The sequence below is a fragment of the Weissella kandleri genome (assembly GCF_001438705.1).
Lineage (GTDB): Bacteria > Bacillota > Bacilli > Lactobacillales > Lactobacillaceae > Weissella > Weissella kandleri.
In genome coordinates, this window is record NZ_JQBP01000006.1 from 28,929 (window position 1) to 55,070 (window position 26,142).

Below are 26,142 nucleotides of genomic sequence, written 5' to 3' on the forward strand. Positions count from 1 at the left end.
CGCCAGCATCAGACACCTCAACCACAGAAGCACCAGCAACCAATAATAATGGGGGTGTAGATGGCACGAATATCGCTGACCTACAATACAATGTGAATGCTGATGCCGAGGGTGATGGCTTCATGAGTGTTAGCGAATATAATAACTGGGTCAACAACGGCCGTCCAGAAGTGGCTGCGCCCGCATCAGACACCTCAACCACAGAAGCACCAGCAACCAATAATAATGTGGCTGTAGATGGCACGAATATCGCTGACCTACAATACAATGTGAATGCTGATGCCAATGGTGATGGCTTCATGAGTGTTGATGAATATAATAATTGGGTTAATAACGGTCGTCCTGCAGCGGCTGCACCGGTTGAAAATGCCCCTGCCGCTAACAATAATCAGGCGTCAAATAATAGCGCCGGTAATAGTACTGCCACGGCGGGTAGTTACTCTGATGCAATGAATGCGATGAATTCTTTGCGTGCTAGTTATGGTTTAGCTCCAGTTTCATATGATGGTGGATTGGCTGCGACTGCCTCAATGCGGGCAGCTATGTTAGCGGGTGGTCTTGATTCAGCCCATTTCTCACAAACTTATGGTTATGAAGTGGTAGCCATTCAATTTGGTTCAGGGGCTGGGGTAATCAGCGCTTGGTACAATGAGACTAATATGATTGGGGCCCCTGGTCACCGTAATTGGCTGTTGAACCCTTCTATTCGACACGTCGGATTCGGGTATGATGCTAATACGGCAACCTTCGTTGGGGAAGCTAGTTAATATAAAAAATATGACCGATAGCGGAATTTTGCCGTGTCGGTCTTTTTTGAAAATTTTTTCAAAATTATGATTGATTTTTGAAATGTTGGCGTAGAAAATATTTTCTATGAACTCAATTAATCATTTTTTAAGCTAATAGTGTACAGATGAGGAGAATAAAATGCCATATCAAGATTCATATGTTGCAAAAATTCGCGAAAAAATTGGGCACGATTTTACGTTAGTCATGCCAACGGTTGATATGATTATTGAAAATGCTGGTAAATTGATGTTGGTTTATAACCGCGATTTTGATGCGTGGGCGTTTCCGGGTGGATATGTGGAACCCGAATTACCATGGGTTGAAAATGCCACACGGGAGGCGTTTGAAGAGGCCGGGGTGGTGATTAAACCAGAAGTAGTGAAGATGATTGGGTCGGTTTCAGGGCCCTATTATCGAGCTAAGTATCCTAATGGGGATACGACTCAGTTGTTTACCAACGTTTTTTGGAGTAATCAATTAGAAAGTGAGCAAGCTGAAATTGATGAAAGTGAAATTGACGATAAGCGCTGGGCTACACCAGCTGAAATTATGCAGCTACAATTGACTGATTCAGGAGCAGCGGTATTTGAAGTATATCAAAAGTATCAATTAACAAAACAGCCCCAACTTTTAACGCGTGCTAATCGAATCGATTAGGAATCTAGCAAGTCAATCGCTGATATAAAGCCATTTATGACGCTTTGAGTTTCACCAACCATTCAATCTAACACAAAAATTATATAATCAATATATAAATTTGCTCCCAATGGCATGTTCGCTTTAACGTAACTGTTAAGGTGATTTTTTTATTTGTCCCCCGGCTACTTACTAGGCAAAGAACCGAATAACAAATGGTGCTATCTCTTTTAAACGCTGCAGTTATTATTGTTTTTCAAAATCCTCCGGTCATAAAAGATAACGTTTTTCTTATTCTGGGGTTACCGGGGAAAGGTTCTTGACTGTCTGAAATGTTTTTAAAACGTAAAGGGGTGGGGGGGGAAAACAGTAAAACCATTGATAAAAATGAATTTATGTATAAAAATAAGCGTCCAAAACGGGCGCTTAATAGCTTATTTTAGTTATTTAATCTTATTGATAAAGTTATAAACTAAAGCGTCAATATCATCACGAGTAGACCTAAATATGTTTAAAATTTCTTCATTTGTTCCATTTGCTTGTGCTGGATCGTTTAATGGCCAATGTACTTTTTTTACGCTAGATGGTGTCATAGGGCATTTGTCTTTAGCATCACCACATAATGTAATGACGTAATCGCTTGATTGTAAGTAGTCATTATCGATTAAATCAGAAGTATTACTCGAAATATCAATGCCGTTTTCAGACATAACGCTAACCGCTATTTTATTTAAACCGTGTTGTTCTACGCCTGCGCTCTTAATTATCCAACCAGAAGGGGCGTATTTTTTAGCAAAGCCTTCAGCTATTTGGCTTCTGCATGAGTTACCAGTACATAGGAAGTATAGTTGCATAATTTAATCCTCACTTAATTATATGATTGTTTAATCATACTATTATTTGTAGTAATTTTCCTTTTAAATTCATATCTGACGAATTGCGAGCCAAGGTCATTGATGTAGTTTCGCTAAGATATCGTGGTGACTAGGCACATCCCCGCCGTTCTTTTTATAACTCTACGTGAACTTTTGGCGGATCTTGTTGGTGTGATTAGGCGTTGTGTTGTACATTTTAGCCAGTGCGTTGGCGGTGAGTTTATCTTTGCCGTAGCTTTTAGTAATGATTTCTTGCTTTGCTTGAGGTAAGGCTCTTAATGTAGTTTCAATCTTTTCACTTTGTCGATTGATTAAGTCCTTTAACACATTATAGAAACTTGCTGTTGCATGTTTATATTAGGTCCTGTTTAACGTTAGATCGCATAGCCCTAAATTAATTGCATAGCGACCACTAAAGTACTCATAAAATATCTTTGAAATTGCCAAAAGTGTGACCTCATAAAATGATATAATGTAGTTAATCAGCAAACCTGCTTCGGCGATAACTTCTTAAGAGTTGTCGTCTTTTTTGATGCGTTTAATTGCTTTTTGAATCCTAGCATTTACCAGCATTCTGATGTTAGCATTTTGTCTTTTTTGAATCCTAACATTTCCTGCACCCTGAATGTCAACATTTGTTAACAGTCTAGGACGTTCCAATACTAGTATTATACAGGCTTTCAAGGGTGTTAAATATAGGTTTATATTTGTCGTTGAGTGGTGTTGCAACAGACTGCAACACTATTAAAAACGGTGCAACTTTTTTCGGCAACCTTTTGGATTTTGGGTACATTTTTGTATGCATACTTTTGCTTGAAGTTATTCATAGATAACAAGACATATATTAATGTAAGTTTTATAATGTGATTATAGTTCTATTTTTTGTATTGGGTATAAATCGGAGGATTTTAAATTGGATAATATGATTGTTAAAGATAGTTTTTGGGACATATTTCCTGAGGCTCAAATAAACGTTTTAATTGTTAAAGGTGTAAATAATACTCTGAAAGATGTTGATGTGTATGAAAATATGCTAAACGTTGCTAAGGAAAACTCTTTAAAGTATTTATCTGAAGAAAATTTCTCTGATAATGTCATTATTAAACAATGGAGGAATGATTACACAAAATTTAAAAAGAAGAAAGGCGCTCGCTCATCCATTGAAGCGTTGTTAAAACGTGTTGCGCAAGGAAAAGGTGTTGGGTCTATTAATCCCTTAGTTGATATTTATAATAGTATCTCTATGAGCTATGGTGTACCAGTCGGAGGAGAAGACATGGACGCGATAATGGGTGACATGACTCTTGGTGTCGCAGAAGGTGGTGAGGATTTTTATCCCTTGGGAGATGATAATAATGAGCCTGCCTTATCTGGCGAAGTGATTTATGCAGATGATAAGGGTGCAGTGTGTCGTTGTCTCAATTGGCGTGATGGCCAGCGGACTATGCTAACTGAAGACACGCATAATGCGATATTATTAATTGAATCTACTCGATCAGATACTCATGAACGAGCTAATAACGCTATTAAAGCATTGCAAAAAGCAATAAAAGATAATCTGCAAGTTGAATCAATGCGGTATCAACTTAGTAGGAATGATAGCAATATAAAGTTTTTATAACATAAGGTTGTAGTATTTTCGGGGCATGGTTACAGCCACACAGCAATTCAGTTAAACCTTCCATAAACAACAATACACAACACTGTATCATTCCTCTTGGTTGAGACTAGGGCGGGGGTTGTTGGTATAATCTACACCCTTAGGTATTCATCTTAAAAATATTTGTGGTCGTAATAAAACAGCTTTAAATATGGCATCATATTGTTCATAATCATTTTATGGCTGTCTAAAGATTAGCTGGGGGAACGAAACGTTACGGCAGGGGGGCGCAATACACTACGATAAATTATTGCAATATTACGCAGGTCTATCCTTGCTGAAAGGAGTGAACCTAATGGAATTATTTTTAAAAAGACAGCTGTTAATATATGCGATTTTATTAATAAATTTTTTAATTAATTTAATTTTTAATATTCATAATGCTAGAGATGTATTTAGTTGGTCTGATAGTGGTTTAATGGTGGCTTTTACAACTTTTATATTGAGTGGAGTTATTGTGAACATCATTGTGGCTATTTATATAAAAATTAGGTGGTTTTTAAAAAGATAACAAGGAATTTAAGAAATGAAAAAGTCAGTAATTTGGTCTATAATTTCAATATTTTTAACCGTATTAGCTTTAATGGCCGTTTATTTTAACAGAGACGTTATTACGGTAAGTGTAAGTGAGTGGTCATTTAAGTTAGAAGGGTCATTTTTCTTGCCGATAGTATTAGTCAATGCATGGACGATACGAGAGTTTTATAATAACAGAAAGTTAGAAAAAGGTGCTCAAAACGATAAGTAACTTATTTTGATTTTTTAAGGTCTGCTAACAAATAGCAATTCTTTAGCTTTGTACGTGGGTCCAGATTTGGGTTCACTTTTGTTTAATATCTAATATTCAATGAACAACATAAAAAACCTATCCAATACATAGCCGTGGGGGCGTCGTAAAAGGAAAGGATTATAAAAATGAGTATTAGAAAAAAGAACAATGGTAAGTATGAAGTGCGCGTATATTTAGGATGTGATAACCGAAAAAAGCAACGTGTTTATAAGTATAAAACTGTTGCAGGTAAGAGAGAGGCGCAACTAATCGAAGCCCAGTTATTAACGGATGTTGATAATGGAGAGACAGTGACCGAAGATAAGCAAGTAAATAAAGCAGAAGTATATACATTTGATGAAGCATTTAAAGAATGGTGGCAGTTTTATATTCAACAAGATATAACGCAACAACCAAAGATATAGTAGCCGGGTATTTCAAGAGACATTTATTGACTAAAAAATTGTTCGGCGGCCTATAGCTGGACGACATCAATAGAAAAGACATTCAAGATAAGGCGAATAAGCTTTTGACTAAATGCATTACTTCTAAAACAATGTTGCAGTACGCTAGTTAGGTCTTTAAGTATGCCGTGGACAGTGAAGTATATTCTCCGCGATAGTAACCCACTAGAACTTATTAGAATGGTAGCCTAAAAAGTCAGTAAAGCGCGGTGTACGCTTTTATAACGAACACCAAACCAAGTTATTTGAATCAGGGATGAGGGAGTATTGGATCACATCTAATTAAATCAAATGCCTGCGCGCTTCACTGTTTTGTTAAGAACTGGCGCCGCGTATCGGTGAAATCATGGTCCTTAAATGGAATGATGTTAATTTTAAAGATATGACGTTAAGATTTGACGCGCACATTTGCAGCTTATCAAGTAAAGCTCTTGCGTATTATGAAGTTCTAAATAACCATGACAAAAGCAGGGTTTTGGATGTAGATACCGTTTTGTGGGGGGTGCTGAAAAGCTGGAAATTAGAACAATCAAAGCTATCTTTATTAAAAGGTGTGCCAATAAACGCAGATAGCTTTATATTTAATTATCATATCTTAACAATAAGGAAATCGAACGAACGTTTTATTGAATGGTACAATAAAAACCACGATGAAAACTTACCGCTTTTGAATTTACATGGATTTAGGCATACTCACGCTACTTTATTAATATCTGATAGCATGGAAAGTAAAAAGGTAGCCGCTAGACTAGGACACAAAGATATAACAATCACAGCGAACATTTATGCGGAGGTTACACTAAAAGCTAAGGAGGAAGTTGCCGAACGTTTTAGTAAGATATTGGGAAATTGACCACTCAATCGACCAAAAAAGTTGCACGCTTATTATGGTTGATGAGTATGTGAATTTTGATATAACAGGGTTTTTAAGGGGTTATTGAGTCTTGTTAATGTTTTACTGAATAATTGAATTAATTAGGAGTTATTAGTGCATTTATGCTAAAATGTTAAGTGGAAATTTATGAATAAATTAGGGGACGCAATTGTATGTGGTATACGTTAATAGCAATTTTAGTAATTTACTTATTAATTACATTTGGTTTACGCGCTTGGACGCGATGGTCTTTGAATCGGAATGCCACTTTGTTAGAAAGTGAAGCGTTTGAACAGGCTAGTCATAATGGCCAAATTATTGATTTACGAGACGCTGCTGATTTTAAATTCAAGCATGTTTTAGGAGCGCGCAATATTCCCTTGCAATTTTTGTTGCAAGATAATACAGCAATCCGTCAAGACAAACCGGTTTATTTGGTAGACCAAGATAATCAAGGCGCTGAAAAAATGGTACGTAAGCTCAAAAAGCAAGGTTATCAAGATATTTATGTCTTAAAAGGTGGTATGGCTAAGTATACTGGACGGACGAAGTAATATTTACATATCATATAACTGGAAGTATGTATTGAATTTGATGCTTTCAATAAAAAATAAAAGGACCTGGTTCAATTCAATGAACTAGGTCTTTTTTGCAGTTGTATTTTAACGAGGTGTGTGTGAATGACCAGCCTTGCGGGCACTCCGTAACTCAGTTTCTTCAAACTTAGCTTCTTCTTGTTCGATTGGTTCAATGGCTACTTTGTGATAAACTTTAGCAGCACCAAATAAGCTAACTAATGTTCCGGCAATACCAGTCACCAGACCCATATTAAATTTTTTCATTAGAATTACCTCTTTTTTAATTGATATTATTATTTTATCATAGTTATTAACAAATATTCAGACAAGGATATGAAAAAGATGCAAAAAATTATTGTAATCGTGGGTCCGACTGCAGTGGGAAAAACTGCTCTTTCTTTAGATTTAGCTGCGCGGTATCATGGTGAAATTATTTCCGGAGATTCCATGCAAATTTATCGAGGGTTAGATATTGGGACGGCTAAGGCCACACCGACCGAACAGGCTCAAGTGCCGCATCACATGCTCGATATTGTCGAGCCAGATGTGAATTATTCAGTGGCGGAATTCGTACAGCAGGCGCGCCAGGTGATTCAAAAGGTTGCCGACCGGGGTAAAATTCCAATTGTGGTAGGCGGGACTGGTTTTTATATTCAAGCGCTGCTGGGTGATCGGACTTTAGTTGATGAGTCACAGGTGATGGATGCGGCAGCTGAACAAGCTTGGCGACAACGGGTTGCTTTGGAAGGTGAAGCCCCCTTAAGGGATGCCTTGCGTCAAGTTGATCCCGTGAGTGCGGAGCGGATTGTTTCCGGTCAGATTCGCCGCTTGATTCGGGCGTTGTTAATGACTCAAGCAGTTGGTAAACCATTTTCAGAACAAGAGCCACCAGCGCATCGAATTTATGATGCTTTGATTATTGGTTTAAATACTGAGCGTCCAGTATTGTACGAACGGATTAATCAACGGGTCACAAGTATGTTGCAAACAGGTTTGTTAGCAGAAGCACAATTAGTTCAGCAGTTACCTGATGCAGCTACGGCCAAACAAGCAATTGGTTATAAAGAATTATTTCCTTATTTGCGTGGTGATGAAGATTTAGCGGCAGGGGAACAACGATTGCAACAGGCGTCTCGCCGTTATGCCAAACGCCAAATTACCTGGTTTAAACACCAGTTAAAAGGTATCCAATGGTACGATTTAGTTCTGAATTCAAATGATCAAAAACGGCTTGTTCAAGCTGTCGAAGAATTTATTCAAGCTTAAATTGACTTTTGCTAAGAACAGTTTCAATGTGAGGAAAGTTAACATATCATCAACAGTAGAACCAATTATTGTTTATAATACTCCCTAAGGAGGCAGACGCATGAAGCAGGTACACGGCTTAAAGAGTGATTTAGCAATCTTAACAATTGGGGCAGCTTGCCAATTAACTGGGCTGAGCGCGCGTCAAATTCGATATTATGAGCAGCAAGGATTAGTGCAGCCCAAACGAGGTTCTGGGAATCAGCGCCGCTATTCTTTAAAGCATATTACGCGAATTTTAGAGATTGCGGATTATTTAGATATGGGGTATAGTTTTGCCGAGATTGCAGAAGTTGAAGCAAAACAACAAAAGCCTCAGCAAGACGTGAGCCAAAAAGTTGTGCGGAAGTCTTTGGAAAATGAATTCATGCAAATAGGACGCATGAAGCGTTAAGAAGCAGATGGGGGACAAAATGGTTCATAAAAATTATCAAAAGAATGAAATTAGAGAAATTATTCAAAAAGAGAACGTGCAGTTTATTCGTTTACAGTTTTCCGATGTTTTTGGCGTAATAAAAAACGTCGAAGTCCCAACTTCACAATTGGGAAAAGTTTTAGCTAATAATTTAATGTTTGATGGATCTTCAATTGAAGGATTCGTGCGAATTGAAGAATCTGATATGTATTTATATCCTGATTTATCTACTTTTATGATTTTTCCATGGTCCGCCGATGAACATAGTGGAAAAGTGGCACGCTTTATTGCTGATGTGTATACGGTCGATCGGAAACCTTTTGCGGGTGATCCACGGAGTAATTTAAAAGTTTGGTTACGCAAGATGGAAGCGCAAGGCTTTAAAGCTTTTAATTTAGGAACTGAACCAGAATTTTTCTTACTGAAGATGGATGAGAATGGTCAGCCTAGGATGGAATTGAATGATCAAGGGGGGTATTTTGATTTAGCACCTTTGGATTTGGGTGAAAATACGCGGCGTGAAATTGTTTTGGAAATGGAGAAAATGGGCTTTGAAGTCGAAGCTGCTCATCACGAAGTCGCACCTGGGCAACATGAGGTTGATTTTAAATACGCTGATGCATTGGAGGCGGCGGATAACATTCAGACATTCAAGTTAATTGTTAAAACGATTGCGCGTAAGCATGGTTTGTATGCTACATTTTTGCCTAAGCCATTAACGGGCATTAACGGCAATGGAATGCATGTTAATATGTCATTGTTTAATATGGACGGGAATGTTTTCTTTGATGAAAAAGATGAGGTTCAATTATCACAGACAGCTTATCATTTCTTAGGCGGCATTTTGGAGCATGCGGCGGCCTTTACGGCAGTAACCAATCCGACTGTGAATTCCTATAAGCGTTTGACCCCTGGTTTTGAAGCACCAGTCTATGTGGCTTGGTCTGGTTCTAACCGTTCACCAATGGTGCGGGTGCCAGCTGCGCGGGGCAATTCAACTCGTCTAGAATTACGGTCAGTGGACCCAACTGCAAATCCATATACAGCGTTTGCCATGATTTTAGCGGCAGGCTTAGATGGAGTTCAACGAGAATTAACACCGAACCATGCAGTTGACCGCAACATTTATTTGATGGATGAAACGGAACGGAAAAAGGCGGGTATTACTGATTTACCGGATACTTTGTTGGCTGCACTGGATAATTTGGAAGCCGATCAGTTAATGCGGGATGCGTTAGGAAAACATTTGTACGAGACGTTTGAGGCAGCTAAGCGGGTCGAATATCGTTCATATCGGCAAAATGTTTCCCAGTGGGAATTAGATACTTACTTACAACAATACTAAACTGTTCGATAAATCTGCACTTCTTAATTGGGGTGTTTTTTTAATATTCAGTGATCTTGAATATTGACCTGATACCAATCACTTGCTTATAAATTTATGAGCATTAAGAAAAAGATAACCTCGTAGTTAATTGATGCTAATTGCGTTTTAAAAGTGTAAAATTAAATTATAAATTGTTAATAAAGCACACAGGAGGTTTGTGATGGAACAGACACCGTATTTAAAAACTAAGTTTCCCAATGATAAGCAACATTTAAAACAAACGCTAGATGCAAAATTACAATATATTAGTGATGTTAAACAGGCAATTGACGAAGATAATGATCGAGTATTATATCAATTAATTAATAATCAAGAATACCAAACAACTGTGATGAATTTTGCTGAAGCTGAAGATAATCAGATGGATTTTCGGATGATTGATAATTTGATGGAAGATTTATCACACCATTTAGCACAACGCTTAATTGAATATTTGTCCGAAAAATTTCCGTTCTTTTATTATGAAGAAGAGACCCATGGAGTGTATCAATTATACTTTGGAAATTGGTGGGACCGGCGGCGCTTTGGGCTATTAGATCCATTGACGGTGAATTTCATTTTTGATGAAGAAGAATATGATAAATTGAGCCGAGCGGTAGAATTATCTGAAAGCGGGCGGCGTTATCATACAGATGTGATTGAAGACACAACTCGTTCCAATGAAGAATTGCAAAAAATTGTTGATACGCAAAAGGAACGTGATGCACAATATCAACAATTATCTGCGGAGTTAGACCGTTTAGGTGAAAAGGCGGGGATGTTTGAATCGCAAGAGACCAAAACGCGGCGTGAAGCAGTGAAAAAAGAATTGGCTAATATCCGCTCGATGGACGAAAAAGCTTTGGAAGTCCCTAAGTTAATTGCGGAAAATAATGCGATTATTCTCGATTATTCAAAAGAAGATACGATTTTAATTTATGAGCAACGAGCCATTAATGATGAATTTGGTGACTTTGAAACCTTTAAGACAGCTGTTCAAAATCTCTATCATGATTATGTCAGCCAATTGCCAGAGGTAGCATTAATTAAAAAGGAGGGTAACCTTCATGACTGATCGAATTCAAGGGCATCTAACCGCCTATTCTGATTTATTGAAAGCAGACATTGCGGCCATTAATAAGAGTATTGCTGCGGTGGATGAGTTAATTCATAATAATGATCCGCATGTTGTACACCAAGTTTTGCAGACATTGACGAGTTACCATTTAGATACTAAATGGGCGATTGTGCCCCGTCAGTACCAGTGGAAAGATTGGTATTTACTAGCGATGCATCGCTTCTTGAACTTTGCGGGGGTAAAAAATTATACAATTCTCACTCCAGAAGATCGCGAAGAGCTGACCATGGTGTTTGAACAGTTACAAGCACCTGGCGTTTTTCAATTTGTGGAAAATCAGACGAGTGCAGGTGGCGTTTACTTTGTAGAAATGGGTACCCAGGAAAAATTATTTTATTGGTCATTAGAGCGCAAAGAACTTTTCTTGAATTCGCATGCATTAACTAGTTTATTAGTATCGAATTACCGAGCCAAAGATACCGCGGATAACATTCGGACCGTTGCTGATGTCTTGCGGGATTTTGGACGTTATATGGAAACAACTTTTAACTATCAAGTTGATTATAATGTGTTGGAAACAGCCGATAATTATCAATATAACTTAGTGCAAACTGAAATGCCAGCGGGGATGTTAGATCGCTTGTTTGTTCTTTCAGCTGAATCAAATTATTTTTTACAAGCAGTTGAAAATGGAGCGGCTATGCTCTTAGATCATAATGTTGAGATTCAAATTTTCTTTGATGAAAATCCACGGGCCATTGGTGGTCAAGAGTGGCATTTCAAAGTTTTAGATGGGCATGATGCCTATTCATGGATGGATGTCTTATTGGATTATGATTTCATTGGGACTTGGTATTTAAAGGAACGGCGAACGATTGAAGTGGCGTCACAATCAGGGATTTTTGAAGATGGATTACGTCCAATGCCAATGACAAAGGTCCAGGTGGAAGTATTACAACCCAGTGAGGAAGGTTAATGGAACTTGATTTTGCAAGATATTTAAGATTAGCACGGACCAATTTTTTGGAAGTTGCCGATCAATGGGAACGCCCCTTAAAACGGGATGATTTATTATTGAATGATTATTTAAATTTGGTGCAAACGTTAGGTGAGTTAATGCAAGCAACCGATACATTGAATCCGGACGTGCCTAAGCCAACGACGTCACAGCCAGTTGCGGTGGTTGATATTTATGCGCAGGGACTGATTCAATTTTTAATGATTAGCTTAAAACAACAATGGACGCACTTGATGGTCCTAGAACCAGCAGATTTGGAAAAATTGGGTAAATTCCCTCAGCGCCGGCTTCAGCATCAAATTATGGGCGAATTGACGATGCTTTTGAATAGTTATCATCAGCGCCGGCAAGGCGATTTTGCCCACGCATGGCGCTCATATTTGAAGCTTGGGCTTTTTGAATTGAAGTTGACTGATGTAGAAATCAATCAAGCGGTAGATCGGCAATTACACGAAGCTTAACTTAAGTAACAAATTTAAAAGAACAAAAAAGACCTAACTAGGTTCCTGTGTGCAGGAGATACTTGGTTAGGTCTTATTTTTTTATTATTTAAATTTATTTTCGAGTTGGTCTTTTGGCTTTAAGGCTTGGATAAAGACGGTACTAATAATCAATAGCGCACCTAAGAAGTCAATCCAACCGAAATCAACATGAAAGAACGCTACGGTTAATATCGTGGCAATCAGTGGCTCAATGGCGCCTAACGTACTGGCCGTAGTAGGAGAAATCCAAGCGAGACTCTGGATGAAAATCATATAAGCAAAAGCCGTTCCTAAGACGATTGAAAAAATTAATAGACTAGAAATCTGAGGGGTAAAAGTCGGCACGTTTTGCCAAACAGGATGGATAAAGTTAGCAAAAATACCCGCAATGAACATTGCCCAGCCTGACACTGAAACAGAACCGAATTCGTCAATCAGCTTTTGTGGTAATAAGGTATAAAAAACGGTGGCGACGGCAGTGATAAGTCCCCAGGCTAAAGCTAAGTTAGACATCGCTAGCTCACCAATATGACCGTGGGTAGCTAATAAAAAGGTTCCAATCACGGCCATAAAGATTGAAATGACGTCTTGATGCCGGGGCCAGCGTCGATTGACGAGAGCTAAGAAGATGACAATCATAATAGGGTTCGTAAACTGCAAGACCGTTGCGGTGGCTGCATTTCCAAAATGAATCGCCATAATATAAGCATATTGAATTGAAAACATCCCAACAATGGAAAAGACAAGTAATTGAATTAGGGATTGCCGGTGGTGGAAAGGTCTAAAAATGGCGGATCCTTCAGTGAAATAAGCGAAAATAAGAATGAGGACTCCGGCAGTTATCAATCTAAAGGTCGCAAACCATGCAGAATTAATGCCGAGTTCCAATAAAATTTTAACAGCGATACTATTGAGCCCCCAAAATACGGGGCCGGCCATTGCTAAAAATAAGCCTTTTTGATGTTTAGACATGTACTCCTCCTTAAGGTTATATGGATTCATTGTAACAAATCTCCTAATCATTTTGAATTACGGTGGTATGACAATGAATATTAGGTAATTTTGTTAATAATCGGCGGGTTTCTTTGATGTACGAGAGTTGATTGTGTTATGATAAACGCTAGTGGTTCGAAACCATCCCACGCATAAAATAGGAAACTATTTTAGAATAAAAAACTAGGAGTGAATCAAATGGAGACAAAACAGCGGTCAGTTTATGAACTGACCTTAATTAGTATTGTGGCGGCGTTGTACGTTGTTGTAACGTGGCTAGTGGCCCCCTTTGCGTATGGGCAATTTCAATTACGTTTGTCAGAAGGTTTGAATCATTTAACTATTTTTAACAAACGTTACATTTGGGCTTTAAGTTTAGGCGTTTTGATTGCTAACTTAGCTTCGCCATTAGGGGCCATCGACATTGCTTTTGGGACCTTGGGAACTTTAGCAATGACTAGTGTTTCATATTGGTTGACGCGGCACGTTGATACAGTATGGAAGAAATTAGTCATTAGTACCGTTGTTGATGCGGTGATGATGTGGACTGTGGCCTTAGAACAAGTGGTAGTCTTTAAATTACCATTTTGGCTGAGTTATGGATGGTTGGCGTTAGGTGAACTAGCTTCATTGGTTTTAGGAGCAATTTTAATTGGGATCTTAAGTAAACGCATTGATTTAACAAAATAAGGAATTGCGATGATATCACAAGATTACACGGGACAGACTGTTTTTATTACAGGTGGCGCATCCGGGATTGGGCTGGCGCAAGTAAAAACATATTTAGAAATGGGGGCGACCGTTTGGGTTTTAGATCAACAGGCGGTTCCACTAGAACATCCGCGTTTGACAGCTTATAAAGTAGATTTAGCAGATGCCGACGCGATTACGAATTTTATTGAACAGACGGATTTATCGAAAATTGATGTATTTTTAAGTACCGCTGGGATTTTAGATGCTTATCAACCTGCTTTGGCAACCGATTATCCAACGATTCAACACGTTATGCAAGTTGATTTAATGGCGGTCGTTCAATTAACTTTAGCGATTTTGCCTAATATGGTGCAATGTCAGCATGGGACGATTGTTTATATGGCTTCGATTGCTAGTCAAGTCGCAGGCGGCGGTGGTGCTGCGTATACAATGGCCAAACATGGATTGCTGGGCTGGATGAAGCAATTGGCTTTAGATTATGCCCCGTCACAAATTCATATTAATGCCATTGCTCCTGGAGCCATTAAAACGCCGATGAACCAAGCTGATTTTGAAGGGGATGGTGCGATGGGAAAATCTGTAGCTGAGCAGACCCCCGTGAAAAGATGGGCTTCAGCTCAAGAGGTAGCGGACGCAACGGTATATTTGACAAGTCCGGAAGCACGGTATGTTCAAGGTCAATTATTAGTGATTGATGGTGGTTGGACGATTCAATAGGTTGAAAAATAAAGGCAATCAGTTAAGGGTGTTTAACTGATTGCCTTTTTTAGTTCAAATTCTAAATCAAGGCTTATACATCACCGTTTACAAAAAATTAACGTGGAAGCAATCTTTGTAGTAAATGATGTGGTTCTTGTTGGTTTTTAACGGGGAATAACGATGAATTAACATAATGAATTACATGATAAAACCCCGTTATACCAACGATTACGCCGATATAACAGGGTTTTGAAAAAATATACATATGCCCCTGGAGGGAATTGAACCCCCATCCCAGGGTTAGAACTCCTTTGCACTATCCATTATGCTACAGGGGCATTACTTAGTCTATTCTACAAATAAAAGTCTAAAAATACAAATAAAAAATTATTTGACAGATAAATTTGGCTTTGCTAATGTGATAATATCTTAAGAAATTAAAAACACGGGGTAATTATCCAATGCGCAACTAATCAGACTTGATGAAAATAGCACACTACTAAGATTATTTAGGGTGAACTGTATTTTAGAGACTGGTTGGTATTAGTTTGGCATTTTTTTGATTTCGCATGTATACATGTATAATCGAATTTTGTTTGTTAATGAACCGCCAGTCTCAACTTTTTTGAGGATGGTGGTTTTTAAATGATAAAAATTAATAAGTTAGTACAAAACAATGCACAAGGGCAGTTATTTACAACTGATTTACTGAAAGCTCAAGCAGGCGAAGTTGTAGGGATCATTGGTCCTAATGGCGCTGGGAAAACAACACTCCTGCAAAAGATTCAAGCTGCGCGGCAGCCGGAAGTGCTTGTTGAAGGACGAGTCGGGTATGTACAACAATTAGATAGTGATTATCAAGATATGAGTGGCGGGCAAGCAATGCAGATGCGCTTACAACAGGTTTTAATTGACCGACCGGACGTATTGTTGTTGGATGAACCGACTTCTAATTTGGATTTTAAGCATCAACAAAAATTAATTCAAATTTTACGACGGTTTAAAGGGATTACATTAGTGGTTTCCCATGATGAAGACTTTTTGCAGCAAGTGGCTGACCAATTATGGGCGTTTGAAAATGGACAAGTGGCTGCACAAAAAATTGATTTTGCTACGTATCAAAAACAGCGTGCGGTGCAGCAAGCCAAGCAATTGAAAAAAGCAGGTGAAGAGCGCCGTCAGCAAAAGAAATTACAATTTGAGGCACAGAAATTGGTGCAGGCGGGCGATCGTGTGAAGCGTAATAATAATACTTTAAAAGGTGATACAGTACAGGCCCAATTAACGGGGAATGCGCGAGTATTACGACAAAAGGCCGCCACGGTACGTAAAACTGAACGGCCCAAGCAAGGAAAACCATTGAAGTTACAAATGCAACAACAAACACGACCGAATCAAGTAATGACGCGGGTGACGCAAACTCCATTATTTGCCCCAGATGGTAATCAATTAGTAGCTGAAGTTAATATGACGATCCAAGGTCATGATAAATTGATGCTGACGGGAGCCAATGGGGTGGGAAAGACGACTTTGTTACAACTGTTAATGACAGCCGCACAGCAGCATACCCACACGCAGATTGGTTATTTTGATCAGCGTTTGAATAATTTAAATTTAAAGCAGACGGCTTTGCAAAATGTTTTGGAGCATTCCATGGAATCCGAGCAAACTGCCCGTGATTTCTTGGGGGCGTTTGGTTTACGCCGCGAACAAGTGCATCAAATGGTTGGGCATATGAGTGGCGGTGAGCGGGTTCGCGTGAGCTTAGTAGCTGCTCTATTAACACAAGCGAATTGGTTGGTTTTAGATGAACCTACTAATTATTTGGATGAGCCGGCTTTGTTAGCACTGCAAGATTTTTTGGAAAATTATGTAGGGGCGATTACCTTAGTGACCCACGATCAAGTATTTTTGCAGCGTTTATCTATGATGCATCAAAGTTGGCAATTATGGAAAATGGAACCAGGACTAATAACCCTGGAGAACTCTATATAAATAGCATAAGTTATGGATTCGTCTTAATTTTTTGATTATGGCGAATTTTTTAATGTTTGTATTTGAAAATCAGTGCATACGAAGTGATACGCTGTTTTTGTTTAAAAACACCGGATTCTATTGATGGTTGCTTTTTTACAAACCTGCATTGTTATATAATTAAAAAAATAATGAAAGAAACATTAATGGAGGCGATTTAATGAATAATTTGCAAGTTGTGCGGGAATTTTTTCAATTGAGTTTAAAGCAAGTTAGTGAGGCACTGGGCTGGGATGCCGATGAATTACAAGCGCTAGAAGCAGGGGCGATAGCCAAGCCCTTAACTTGGCAAGCTTTAGCTGAATATTATGCGGAGCAATTCCATGTTCCTGCGATTGATGAACAACAAGTCGAGCCTATTCATTTTCGTTTAAGTGTGGATTATTTAATGAATGTGGGACTCACGATGAATGATTTAGTAGCCTTTAAATGGTATTTTGAAAATACCCGGGCAGAATTGGGCAACTTCTATGTAGCCTTATATGAACCAGGAACCGCGCAGATAACGCAGAAATTTACCGATTTATCGGCCGTTTTAGAACAGTTTGCGGGTTACATCTTGTTAAATCATGCTGGTAGCATGAATAATTTTATTAACGAGCGAGATCACGACCATGTTTCAGAGTGGCGCTTAATTTTATTTAAGCGGGATCATTTAGTGGTCGATGTGACCGATCAATTGGTTTATTTTGAAGAATTGGTGAATCGGACCGTGATGTAAGCGATTGGAAAGACAGGCTAGGTGGCAAAGCTTGTGGCGACGCGCGCTTTTGCTTGAGTGGATAAGTTAATTTGTTATAATGTAAACAAACTAACTTATAGAAAGGAGTCGCACCTCATGGAAGTCTTGGAACAGGCGTATGCAAAATTAAATTTAACGTTAGATACGCCGTTTATCCATTCGAATGGGCAACAAGAATGGGATATGCTGATGGTGGCAATTGACCTAGCCGATACGGTGACGGTGAAGACAACGTCCCAGCACAGCAAAATCATTGTCGAATCGACTTCGGGACTTTTACCAGTCAATGAAAGAAATTTGGCGTATCAAGCGGCGGAAATGATGCAAAAATGCGCTGAGCAAACTGAAGGCATTGAAATCCATATTCAAAAAAGAATTCCAATTGCGGCTGGTCTAGGCGGTGGTTCAGCAGACGCTGCGGCTGTGATGCGGGCGTTAAATCGCATATGGCAATTAAATTATTCTGAAGCGTATTTGGCCCAATTAGCTTTGACGATTGATGCCGATGCGCCATTTTGTATCTATTCACGTCCATCGCGGGTGATGGGGCGCGGTGAGCGGGTTCTCCCTTTGGAGCAAAAAATGCCAGCTTTACATTTTGTAATCGCCAAGCCCGATATCAGCGTTTCGACCCCAAAATTACTCCGGGTGGTGGACTATCAAACCTTACAACATGGCGAAATGGCCAAAGTAATGCAAGCGACACAGACGAGCGATTATAAGGGGCTAGTTCAGTCGATGTATAATGTCTTGGAACCAGTCACGGCACATCAATTTCCAGCCATTTTAAGAATTAAAAATAAAATGTTACAGTTTGGCGCTGATGGAGCACAAATGTCTGGAACTGGGCCGACCGTTTTTGGGGTGACTCAAAAAGCAAGTCGAGCGAAACATATTTATAATGGAATTAAAGGATTTGTGAGCGAAACCTATTTGGTTGGGTTGGCAAAATAATTCAAAAAAGCGCATACATTTTTACCAAAAAGGCTTATAATAAGAGTAAATGGTATAGACCATTATTATCCAATTTGGAGGAACGTATCATGAGTAAAGTAGTTATTAACGCAAAAATTTATACCGGGACTGGAGCACGGTCAGTGATTGAGAAGGGCTTTATTCGTTTTAATCAAACGATTGAACAATTAGGAGCCATGGATCAATATGAAGAACAAGCAAATGACGAGGTTGTGGATGCCAAGGGTGCAGTCATGGTGCCTGGATTTATTGATGTACATACGCATGGAGCCTATGGGTTTGATACGATGGATGGGGACGCTGATGAAATTGTGCAAATGGTTCAAGATGAGATTACTGAAGGAATTACCTCAGTTTTCCCAACGACTATGACGCAAAGTGTCGAGAATATTTCACAATCAATGAAAGCTGTGAAGGTGGCGGCCAAAAAAGAGCCAGCCATTATGGGTGTACATCTAGAAGGTCCCTTTGTGAACCCTCATTATAAGGGGGCGCAACCGGAAGAATATATTATTGCGCCAAGTGTTAAATTGGTGGAGGAGTGGAATGAGCTTTCAGGTGGACGGGTGCGTTTGATTACATATGCACCAGAACGAGCTGAAAACTTAGCTGAATTTGAAAATTATTTGATTGAAAATAATATTATTGGATCAGTTGGACACTCCGATGCAACGCGTGAATTCTTACAAACTAATTCGAAAGTCAAGCATGTGACTCATTTGTATAATGCGCAACGGCCCATGAAGCATCGTGATCCAGGCGTAACCGGACATGCCATGTTGGATCAAGATATGTATGCTGAAATGATTGTTGACGGCTTCCATGTCGTGCCGGATATGGTAAACTTAGCATTTAAGTTAAAGGGAGCGCAAAAGATTGATTTGATTACTGATTCAATGCGGGCCAAGGGGCTTGGTGAGGGCGTTTCAGAATTAGGTGGTCAAAAGGTTTGGGTTAAAGATGGACAAGCTCGTTTGGAAGACGGAACGCTAGCGGGTTCGGTTTTGCAATTTAAGCACGCTTTCTTGAACATGATGCACTTTACTGGTGCAACGGTGGAAGAGGCAGTGCATATGGCTTCAGTTAACCAAGCGACTGAATTTGGTTTGCTAGATCGGAAGGGAACGCTAGAAGTTGGTAAAGATGCTGATTTTAACCTCTTTGATGCCCAATTAACAGAATTAGAAACAACTTACAGTATGGGCCGCAAGTTTACACCAGCGGATGCGGTAATTAAAAAGTAAAGGATATTGATATGACTGAGCCAATCTACATTCAAATACATGATGAAATTAAGGAAGCCATCGAAGCTGGTCGTTGGACAGCTGGAGAGCGAATTCCAGCTGAACGTGATCTATCCTTACAATTTGATGTATCACGGATGACGCTGCGCCAAGCAATTCGTTTATTAGTAGACGAAGGATATTTGGAACGGCGGGTTGGTTCAGGAACGTTTGTAGCAACGACACGGGTGCAAGAAAATCTAGATAGTGCGTCTTCATTTACGGAGACAATGAAGTTAGCCGGTAAGAAAGCTTCATCACGGGTTATTAGTTATAAGTTAGGACAGCCGACACCTCAAGAGGCTGAGGCGTTACAAATTACGATTGATACAGATATTTTAAGAATGCAGCGAGTGCGGTATGGTGATGCTGAACCGATTGCGTTTGAAGTTGCCACGGTGCCACAAAGTCGTTTAAAAGGGATCGACAAGGCAACTATTACAGATTCGCTATATCAAGCACTATTGAATAATGGGCTGGTGATTGGAGAAGCTCAGCGTGTCGTAACTGCAGGGGTGGCCAGCGAAGAGGTTGGTCAATTGTTGGATTTGCGGGCTGGGGAGCCGGTATTAGTCTTATCGCAAATCACCATTGATAATCAAAACCAACCGTTTGAGTTTGTGCGCACGCAGTATGCGGGGAGTCGCTACGAAATTCGATTATAAAATTCTTTACAAAGTCGTTGATTATTGGTATGATTTAAAAAGTGTTGAAAACTGCAGCGGATTATCCGTAAGCTCGTCAACAATTTGTCGTCCTCGTTTCAGTCGATGGCGAGGCCTCACTAGTAACCGCGCTGCAGCGGTGAAAGTTAGGATGAATTGCACGAATATGAGATAATTCTCTAGAATTCAACCAAATAAAAATTCTGGAGGACATACATTATGTCACGTTATACTGGTCCTAAGTACCGTATCTCACGTCGTTTGGGTGTTTCTTTGTCAGGAACTGGTAAAGAAATTGCTCGCCGTAACTACGCCCCTGGTGATCATGGAAATGGTCGTCGCTCAAAGCTTTCAGATTATGGAACACAATTGCGCGAAAAGCAAAAGGTGCGTTTCACTTACGGTTTGACAGAACGTCAATTCCACAACTTGTTCAACAAAGCTGGTAAGGTTCGCCAAGGTACGCACGGTGTTAACTTCTTGATTTTGTTGGAAACTCGTTTGGACAACATCGTTTACCGGATGGGATTGGCAACTACACGTCAACAAGCCCGTCAATTAGTTAACCATGGTCACATCTTGGTTGATGGTAAGCGTGTTGACATTCCTTCATATGAAGTGAAGGTTGGACAAGAAATTTCTGTTCGTGAGAAGTCACAAAAGAACGAATACATCTTGGCCGCCGTTGAATCACAATTTGGTCACTTGCCATTCGTGGACTTTAACAAGGACACCTTGACAGGAACCTTAACTCGTTTGCCTGAGCGCGAAGAGTTGGATGGTGACTTTAACGAAGCTCTTATCGTTGAATACTACAACAAGTTGGGATAATTTTTTATCACAATTTGCGATGTCAAAAGCCAGTACGCGTTTGTGCTGGCTTTTTTGTGGTTTGCAAAGTATATGGATTCCGAGTAGGCTTGTAGGGAGCTTGTGTGAGATTTAAAAGATTCACGTGGCGACTGTGTTAGATGGATTTAATAATTAAATCATCGTTAGCGCGCCTAAATAATAGGGGAATGGAAGATGGTAAAAAGGGTAGTTGATTTTCCAGAAGAATTATTTAATGACTTAGGACTAGCTCAAAATAATCAGCTGGAAATTCAAAATGTGAATAATCAATATGTGATAAAAAAAGATCCCGCACATGAAAAAGGGAATGAAAAATTTGCGTTTAGGTATGCAATGATGACCGGTGTATTAGCGGTACTAATTGCCCTAGGTAACTTCTTATTTCAGCAGACGAAAACGGTGGGATTAACGGGGGCAAACTCGTTAACGCAAATTACCATTTATTTGGGAACTTTTTTTGGGGTTGTAGGTTTTATGGTGACCTTGTTTCACCAACGGCAAGAATTACGCGGCGGGGTGCGTCGTTGGATTAATCTGACCACGCTAACGATTGCTTATGGCTTGATTGGGTATGTGGTCTTAGCGTTAATGATGCGGTTGATTTCATCAGCGTTTGCCGGTGCCTGTCTTGATATTTATACCATGAGCACCATTATCGGTAGCTTTGTGGGAATCATGAGTTATGCGATGGTGGTCGTGGGCCAGCGGGTTCAATTTGAACGAATCGTTTCAATTTTAATTGCAACCTTATTTGGGGGAGTTGTGATGTCGATGGCCACGAACGGTTCGGCTGGTTGGTGGCAACATAACTTTAGCTATTTAGGGACTAAAAATGTAGGAAATGGATGGATTTTTAATTTTACTTTGATTTTTTCGGCGTTAATTTTATTGACGATCTTAGATTATTTATTTTCAACATTAAATGCTACGATTCGCGGGGATTGGCGTCTGTTTATTTTAAGATTGCTTTTCTCGTTCACGGCAATTGCGGTAGGGGCGATTGGGTTGTTTCCGAATAATCCGGGCCTATTTCATCGTATTCATGACGATATTGCCCAATGTTTGGTTTCATTGGTCTTGGTAATGATTGCGGCCATTCGGTGGCTGTTACCTAAGGCCAGCTGGGAATTTTTGATAGTATCTTATGCCTTGGCGGGTGGTCTTGTGATTTCCGATATTTTGTTTTCAAAATTACATTACCTTTCCTTGACGGCTTTTGAAATGATTGCGTTTGGCTTTGCTTTTACTTGGTTGATTTTGTTGTTACAAATTTTACGGGGATTAGCTTCGACCGAAGATGTATTTCAAGTGACAGTCGAAACGAATGAAGAACCAGATGAACGTTAAATATCATTAAAAAATGCGGTTGGATTTAATCCAACCGCATTTTTAATTTGTTTAAAATATTATTTTTTGCATTTAGTGGGCGATGATGAATAGATAGATTAAGAAAACAAATCCAAGAATATACATCATCCAAGGGACTTCTTTAGCACGCTTAGTTGTGATCATGGTGATTGGATAGAGAATGAAACCTAAGGCAATTCCATCAGAAATGGAGTAAGTTAACGGCATTCCGATAACAATTAGAAAGGCCGGAGCGGCAATCGCGAAGTCATGCCAATTAACATCTTTTAAGTTACGAGCCATTAAGACTCCAACAACGACGAGCGCAGCTGAAGTGACTTGGGGTGTCACCACCGTGAGTAAGGGTGAGAATAACAAAGCAATGAAGAACATCATTCCTGTGTAAACAGAAGTCAGTCCTGAACGACCACCGACTGCGATTCCAGCTGAAGATTCAACAAAGGCAGAAGCGGGTGAGGTTCCTAAGACTGCACCTAAGGTCATCCCCAAAGCGTCCGCCCCTAAAGCTTTTCCTAAACGTGGCATTTCGTTATTTTTCATAAAGCCGGCCTGGGTTGCTAACCCAATCATCGTTCCGGCGGTGTCAAAGAAAGTGACTAATAGGAAAGTTAGTACGACGGTGACCAATTGTAGCGATTTAATGTCGCCTAAATGATGAAATGCCACCCCAAAAGTGGGAGCCAAAGATGGTGCAGGCGCCACGATGCTAGTTGGAAGATCGATTTGTCCAAAAATGATTCCGACGATTGAAGTTAAGATCATTCCGATGAAGATGGCCGCGGGAACATTTCGAGACATTAATACAAAAGTGATGATAATTCCAAAGATGGCTAAGAGGGAGCTTCCTGATGAAAGGTGGCCCAAAGAAACCATCGTCTCAGAATTGCCCACGATGAGTCCGGCTTCATGCAACCCAATGAAAGCGATAAAAAGGCCAATTCCGGCCGCGATTGCCACTTTTAAGTCTTTTGGGATTAGATTGATGATCTTTTCACGAATTTTAAATAAGGTTAGTAGTAAGAACAGTAAAGCAGCGACTAAAACACCAGCTAAGGCTGTTTCCCATGGGATGCCCATACCGATAACTACGGAATATGAGAAGAAAGCGTTAATTCCTAATTCAGGGGCAATGGCGATGGGATAATTGGCAAAGATACCCATAAAAATAGTGGCAACTGCGGCAGTTAGCCCTGTTGCTGTGAAAATCGCACCTTTGTCCATCCCCGACGCACTTAAAATGGTAGGATTGACGAATAAAATATACGCCATGGCTACGAAAGTGGTCAAACCAGCGACGAATTCGCGTTGGTGGGTGGTATGTAGCTCATTTAAATGAAAATACCGATTGATAAAAGACATATGATCTGCTCCTCAAAATAATAAATAGCGTTTTAACAACGGCTCTAATTATGCTCTGAATTTTAAATTTCGTCAAGCGCAAAAACCGAACTATTTTTAAATAATTTAAAGAAAGCATGCGATAATACCGCTAACAACTTAAAAATAACACAGAAAAGTTGTCAATTTCCGAATTAATTGCTAAGATGTTTAAGTAAAAGTTTGCGAACAGATGAAAACACGAACATTTTCTGATAAGTAGATATAAAAACAGGAGGTTAATAATAACATGGCAGGCATTGTAGTAGTTGGGAGTCAATGGGGTGATGAAGGTAAAGGAAAGTTAACTAACTTATTAGCGGCAGAAGCTGATATGGTAGTGCGTTACCAAGGGGGAAATAACGCGGGGCATACGATTTACGTTGATGGTCACAAGTTTGAACTTTCAGCGATACCATCGGGAATCTTTGCGGCGGATAAGTTAGCTGTTTTAGGTAATGGAACGGTGGTGAATCCTAAGGCACTATTGGCAGAAGCAGCGGAGTTGCAACAAGAAGGGGTGCAAACTGACAATTTACGAATTTCTGACCGCGCGCATGTTATTTTTCCTTATCATCAGTTGTTAGACCAACTTGTTGATGAAAAAAAAGGTGACCAAAAGATTGGGACGACTGGCAAGGGAATCGGTCCTGCTTATATGGATAAAGTGGCCCGTATCGGGATTCGGATGATTGACTTGCTGGATGAAGCTGAATTACGGCCAAAACTTAGTTATGTTTTAGCGGAAAAAAATGAAATTTTAGAGAAAATTTATCACCATGAACCGCTTGCGTTGGAGCCTTTGCTTGATGAATACTTAGAATATGGACAAAAATTGAAGCCATATATTATGGATACAGCTGAGTTAATTAACGCGGCTGTGCAAAAGCAACAACGAATCTTATTTGAAGGTGCGCAAGGCGCAATGTTAGATCTTGATCAGGGGACCTATCCATATGTAACGTCATCTTCACCAGTTGGTGGCGGTGCAACAATTGGAAGTGGTGTCGGACCAACTGCTATTCAACGGGTGGTTGGAGTGATGAAGGCATATACTTCACGGGTCGGGGATGGTCCTTTTCCCACAGAATTATTTGATGCAACGGGTGACCATATTCGAGAAGTGGCTCATGAATATGGGGTTGTAACTGGACGCCCACGCCGAATTGGTTGGCTAGACACTGTCATTATGCGGCATGCGGCCCGGATTGGTGGTTTCACTGATTTGGCCTTGAATTCATTGGACGTGCTTTCGGGATTACCAACTATTAAAATTGCGGTGGCTTATCAGTTAGATGGAAAAAGAATTGAAAATTATCCAGCATCGATGCGTGATTTAGAACGCGTAGAACCCATCTATGAAGAGTTACCAGGGTGGGATGAAGACTTGAGTGGAATTACAAATCGGGATGATTTGCCATTGAATGCGAAACATTACTTGCAACGGGTTGAGGCGCTAGTTGGGGTACCGCTTTATACTTTTGCGGTTGGCCCAGCCAAAGAGCAAACCCATGCATTATTTGATTTATGGAAGGCAGCAGAAGCATGAAACGGGCACAACTAGGAACGACGGTTTTCACTGCGGCCCAAATTAGTCAAATGGTCGCACGTGTGGCCACTGAAATACAGCAAGATTATGCCGATCAGATATCGGAAGTGATTTTTGTCGGCGTAATGAAAGGAGCTTATCTCTGGATGGGCGATTTGTTACGCGCAATTGGTGGAGATGTGCAGATGGATTATTTGCGGGTTGGCAGCTATTTGAATGATGGTTCGACCGGTGAAGTGACGTTATTAGATGATTTGCGCTTAGATGTAACGGGTAAAACGGTCATCTTACTTGATGAAGTGATTGACAGTGGATTGACGCTATTGTGGTTGAAAGAATTACTTCAAGCGCGGGGAGCTGAGGCAGTGAAAATTGCGGTGGCTTTTGATAAACGCCAAACCCAACAAGTTGCTTTCCCGGTGGATTATATTGGGGCAAGCGCACCGAATGATTTCTTAGTTGGTTATGGGATGGATTACAATGATCATTTTAGGAATTTAAGTTATATCGCAACGTTAGATTTAGTGGAAGTTTAAAATAAAAAAAGGTCGTTAAGATGTTAAAAATCTTAGCGGCCTTTTG

The 26,142-nt window shown here is 39.8% G+C and carries 29 protein-coding genes and 1 tRNA gene; 25 read left to right on the forward strand and 5 right to left on the reverse strand.

The features are described 5' to 3' along the window. The coding region (locus IV73_RS05575) for a CAP domain-containing protein (protein ID WP_201781087.1) at positions 1-767 on the forward strand (767 nt) is incomplete at its 5' end. Between the two features lie 160 nt (positions 768-927). Next, positions 928-1,446, forward strand: a complete 519-nt coding sequence (locus tag IV73_RS05580; RefSeq protein ID WP_057756081.1) for an NUDIX domain-containing protein — start codon at positions 928-930, stop codon at positions 1,444-1,446. Between the two features lie 422 nt (positions 1,447-1,868). On the opposite strand, the gene arsC is transcribed toward IV73_RS05580, so the two are convergent. After that, a complete protein-coding gene (arsC, locus tag IV73_RS05585) occupies positions 1,869-2,282 on the reverse strand; it encodes an arsenate reductase (thioredoxin) (protein WP_420806365.1) in 414 nt (137 codons plus the stop codon). A gap of 940 nt (positions 2,283-3,222) precedes the next feature. Between arsC and IV73_RS05590 the strand changes: the two genes are divergently transcribed. The 6 genes from IV73_RS05590 (at position 3,223) to IV73_RS05615 (ending at position 6,621) form a co-directional block, all read left to right on the forward strand. Continuing rightward, positions 3,223-3,921 (forward strand): B3/B4 domain-containing protein, encoded by a 699-nt coding sequence (locus tag IV73_RS05590; RefSeq protein ID WP_083485563.1) that lies wholly within the window; start codon positions 3,223-3,225, stop codon positions 3,919-3,921. A gap of 334 nt (positions 3,922-4,255) precedes the next feature. Beyond that, positions 4,256-4,471: a hypothetical protein gene (locus IV73_RS05595; protein WP_057756086.1), complete on the forward strand. Its 216-nt coding sequence runs from the start codon at positions 4,256-4,258 to the stop codon at positions 4,469-4,471. A 15-nt stretch (positions 4,472-4,486) separates the two neighbouring features. Then, positions 4,487-4,708 (forward strand): hypothetical protein, encoded by a 222-nt coding sequence (locus tag IV73_RS05600; RefSeq protein WP_057756088.1) that lies wholly within the window; start codon positions 4,487-4,489, stop codon positions 4,706-4,708. 167 nt (positions 4,709-4,875) lie between these two features. Further along, a complete protein-coding gene (locus tag IV73_RS05605) occupies positions 4,876-5,154 on the forward strand; it encodes a site-specific integrase (RefSeq protein ID WP_057756091.1) in 279 nt (92 codons plus the stop codon). Positions 5,155-5,539: 385 nt separating this feature from the next. After that, on the forward strand, positions 5,540-6,046 hold the full coding sequence (locus IV73_RS05610) for a tyrosine-type recombinase/integrase (RefSeq protein ID WP_057756094.1): 507 nt from the start codon (positions 5,540-5,542) through the stop codon (positions 6,044-6,046). 194 nt (positions 6,047-6,240) lie between these two features. Further along, complete coding sequence (locus tag IV73_RS05615) at positions 6,241-6,621, forward strand: rhodanese-like domain-containing protein (protein WP_057756097.1); 381 nt, start codon at positions 6,241-6,243, stop codon at positions 6,619-6,621. A gap of 108 nt (positions 6,622-6,729) precedes the next feature. Here IV73_RS05615 and IV73_RS05620 read toward each other — a convergent pair whose 3' ends face one another. Then, entirely contained in the window at positions 6,730-6,909 is a 180-nt protein-coding gene (locus IV73_RS05620; RefSeq protein WP_057756099.1) for a DUF3042 family protein, read from the reverse strand. 78 nt (positions 6,910-6,987) lie between these two features. Here IV73_RS05620 and miaA point away from each other — a divergent pair, with 78 nt between their 5' ends. The 6 genes from miaA (at position 6,988) to IV73_RS05650 (ending at position 12,288) form a co-directional block, all read left to right on the forward strand. Continuing rightward, a complete protein-coding gene (gene miaA / locus IV73_RS05625) occupies positions 6,988-7,911 on the forward strand; it encodes a tRNA (adenosine(37)-N6)-dimethylallyltransferase MiaA (RefSeq protein WP_057756101.1) in 924 nt (307 codons plus the stop codon). Positions 7,912-8,011: 100 nt separating this feature from the next. Beyond that, positions 8,012-8,344 (forward strand): MerR family transcriptional regulator, encoded by a 333-nt coding sequence (locus tag IV73_RS05630; protein ID WP_057756104.1) that lies wholly within the window; start codon positions 8,012-8,014, stop codon positions 8,342-8,344. A 19-nt stretch (positions 8,345-8,363) separates the two neighbouring features. Continuing rightward, the gene (glnA, locus tag IV73_RS05635) at positions 8,364-9,710 is read left to right on the forward strand and encodes a type I glutamate--ammonia ligase (RefSeq protein WP_057756107.1); all 1,347 of its coding nucleotides are present in this window, start codon (positions 8,364-8,366) and stop codon (positions 9,708-9,710) included. A 202-nt stretch (positions 9,711-9,912) separates the two neighbouring features. Then, a complete protein-coding gene (locus tag IV73_RS05640) occupies positions 9,913-10,806 on the forward strand; it encodes a hypothetical protein (protein WP_057756110.1) in 894 nt (297 codons plus the stop codon). Further along, positions 10,799-11,785: a hypothetical protein gene (locus tag IV73_RS05645; protein ID WP_057756113.1), complete on the forward strand. Its 987-nt coding sequence runs from the start codon at positions 10,799-10,801 to the stop codon at positions 11,783-11,785. Before IV73_RS05640 ends, IV73_RS05645 begins: the two co-directional genes overlap by 8 nt. Then, the gene (locus tag IV73_RS05650; protein WP_057756116.1) at positions 11,785-12,288 is read left to right on the forward strand and encodes a hypothetical protein; all 504 of its coding nucleotides are present in this window, start codon (positions 11,785-11,787) and stop codon (positions 12,286-12,288) included. The genes IV73_RS05645 and IV73_RS05650 overlap by 1 nt, the downstream gene beginning before the upstream one ends. Before the next feature lie 84 nt (positions 12,289-12,372). On the opposite strand, the gene IV73_RS05655 is transcribed toward IV73_RS05650, so the two are convergent. Further along, on the reverse strand, positions 12,373-13,281 hold the full coding sequence (locus tag IV73_RS05655; protein ID WP_057756119.1) for a DMT family transporter: 909 nt from the start codon (positions 13,279-13,281) through the stop codon (positions 12,373-12,375). Between the two features lie 219 nt (positions 13,282-13,500). On the opposite strand from IV73_RS05655, the gene IV73_RS05660 reads away from it, so the two are divergent. Both IV73_RS05660 and IV73_RS05665 read left to right on the forward strand, forming a co-directional pair. After that, positions 13,501-13,992, forward strand: a complete 492-nt coding sequence (locus IV73_RS05660) for a QueT transporter family protein (protein WP_057756121.1) — start codon at positions 13,501-13,503, stop codon at positions 13,990-13,992. A gap of 9 nt (positions 13,993-14,001) precedes the next feature. Further along, positions 14,002-14,733, forward strand: a complete 732-nt coding sequence (locus IV73_RS05665; protein WP_057756126.1) for a 3-oxoacyl-ACP reductase — start codon at positions 14,002-14,004, stop codon at positions 14,731-14,733. Between the two features lie 248 nt (positions 14,734-14,981). Here the strand turns inward: IV73_RS05665 and IV73_RS05670 are convergent. Next, a tRNA-Arg gene (locus IV73_RS05670) sits at positions 14,982-15,053 on the reverse strand. 307 nt (positions 15,054-15,360) lie between these two features. On the opposite strand from IV73_RS05670, the gene IV73_RS05675 reads away from it, so the two are divergent. The 7 genes from IV73_RS05675 to IV73_RS05705 all read left to right on the forward strand — a co-directional run bounded on the left by IV73_RS05675 (position 15,361) and on the right by IV73_RS05705 (position 22,613). Further along, positions 15,361-16,710 (forward strand): ATP-binding cassette domain-containing protein, encoded by a 1,350-nt coding sequence (locus tag IV73_RS05675; protein ID WP_057756129.1) that lies wholly within the window; start codon positions 15,361-15,363, stop codon positions 16,708-16,710. 199 nt (positions 16,711-16,909) lie between these two features. Further along, on the forward strand, positions 16,910-17,470 hold the full coding sequence (locus tag IV73_RS05680) for a transcriptional regulator (RefSeq protein ID WP_057756132.1): 561 nt from the start codon (positions 16,910-16,912) through the stop codon (positions 17,468-17,470). A gap of 117 nt (positions 17,471-17,587) precedes the next feature. Beyond that, positions 17,588-18,445, forward strand: coding sequence for a 4-(cytidine 5'-diphospho)-2-C-methyl-D-erythritol kinase (ispE, locus tag IV73_RS05685; protein WP_057756135.1), 858 nt, complete (start codon positions 17,588-17,590; stop codon positions 18,443-18,445). A gap of 89 nt (positions 18,446-18,534) precedes the next feature. Continuing rightward, positions 18,535-19,710 carry an N-acetylglucosamine-6-phosphate deacetylase gene (gene nagA, locus IV73_RS05690; RefSeq protein ID WP_057756138.1) on the forward strand — a complete coding sequence of 392 codons (1,176 nt, stop codon included), beginning with the start codon at positions 18,535-18,537 and terminating at the stop codon, positions 19,708-19,710. A gap of 11 nt (positions 19,711-19,721) precedes the next feature. Continuing rightward, a complete protein-coding gene (locus tag IV73_RS05695) occupies positions 19,722-20,414 on the forward strand; it encodes a GntR family transcriptional regulator (RefSeq protein ID WP_057756140.1) in 693 nt (230 codons plus the stop codon). 219 nt (positions 20,415-20,633) lie between these two features. Further along, entirely contained in the window at positions 20,634-21,245 is a 612-nt protein-coding gene (rpsD, locus tag IV73_RS05700; protein WP_057756142.1) for a 30S ribosomal protein S4, read from the forward strand. A 195-nt stretch (positions 21,246-21,440) separates the two neighbouring features. Beyond that, the gene (locus IV73_RS05705) at positions 21,441-22,613 is read left to right on the forward strand and encodes a DUF998 domain-containing protein (protein WP_057756144.1); all 1,173 of its coding nucleotides are present in this window, start codon (positions 21,441-21,443) and stop codon (positions 22,611-22,613) included. A 72-nt stretch (positions 22,614-22,685) separates the two neighbouring features. Here IV73_RS05705 and IV73_RS05710 read toward each other — a convergent pair whose 3' ends face one another. Then, on the reverse strand, positions 22,686-23,993 hold the full coding sequence (locus tag IV73_RS05710) for an NCS2 family permease (protein WP_057756146.1): 1,308 nt from the start codon (positions 23,991-23,993) through the stop codon (positions 22,686-22,688). 268 nt (positions 23,994-24,261) lie between these two features. On the opposite strand from IV73_RS05710, the gene IV73_RS05715 reads away from it, so the two are divergent. Together IV73_RS05715 and hpt are read left to right on the forward strand one after the other, a co-directional pair. After that, entirely contained in the window at positions 24,262-25,560 is a 1,299-nt protein-coding gene (locus IV73_RS05715; RefSeq protein WP_057756148.1) for an adenylosuccinate synthase, read from the forward strand. Beyond that, positions 25,557-26,096, forward strand: coding sequence for a hypoxanthine phosphoribosyltransferase (hpt, locus tag IV73_RS05720; RefSeq protein WP_057756150.1), 540 nt, complete (start codon positions 25,557-25,559; stop codon positions 26,094-26,096). The genes IV73_RS05715 and hpt overlap by 4 nt, the downstream gene beginning before the upstream one ends. Positions 26,097-26,142: the final 46 nt, after the last annotated feature.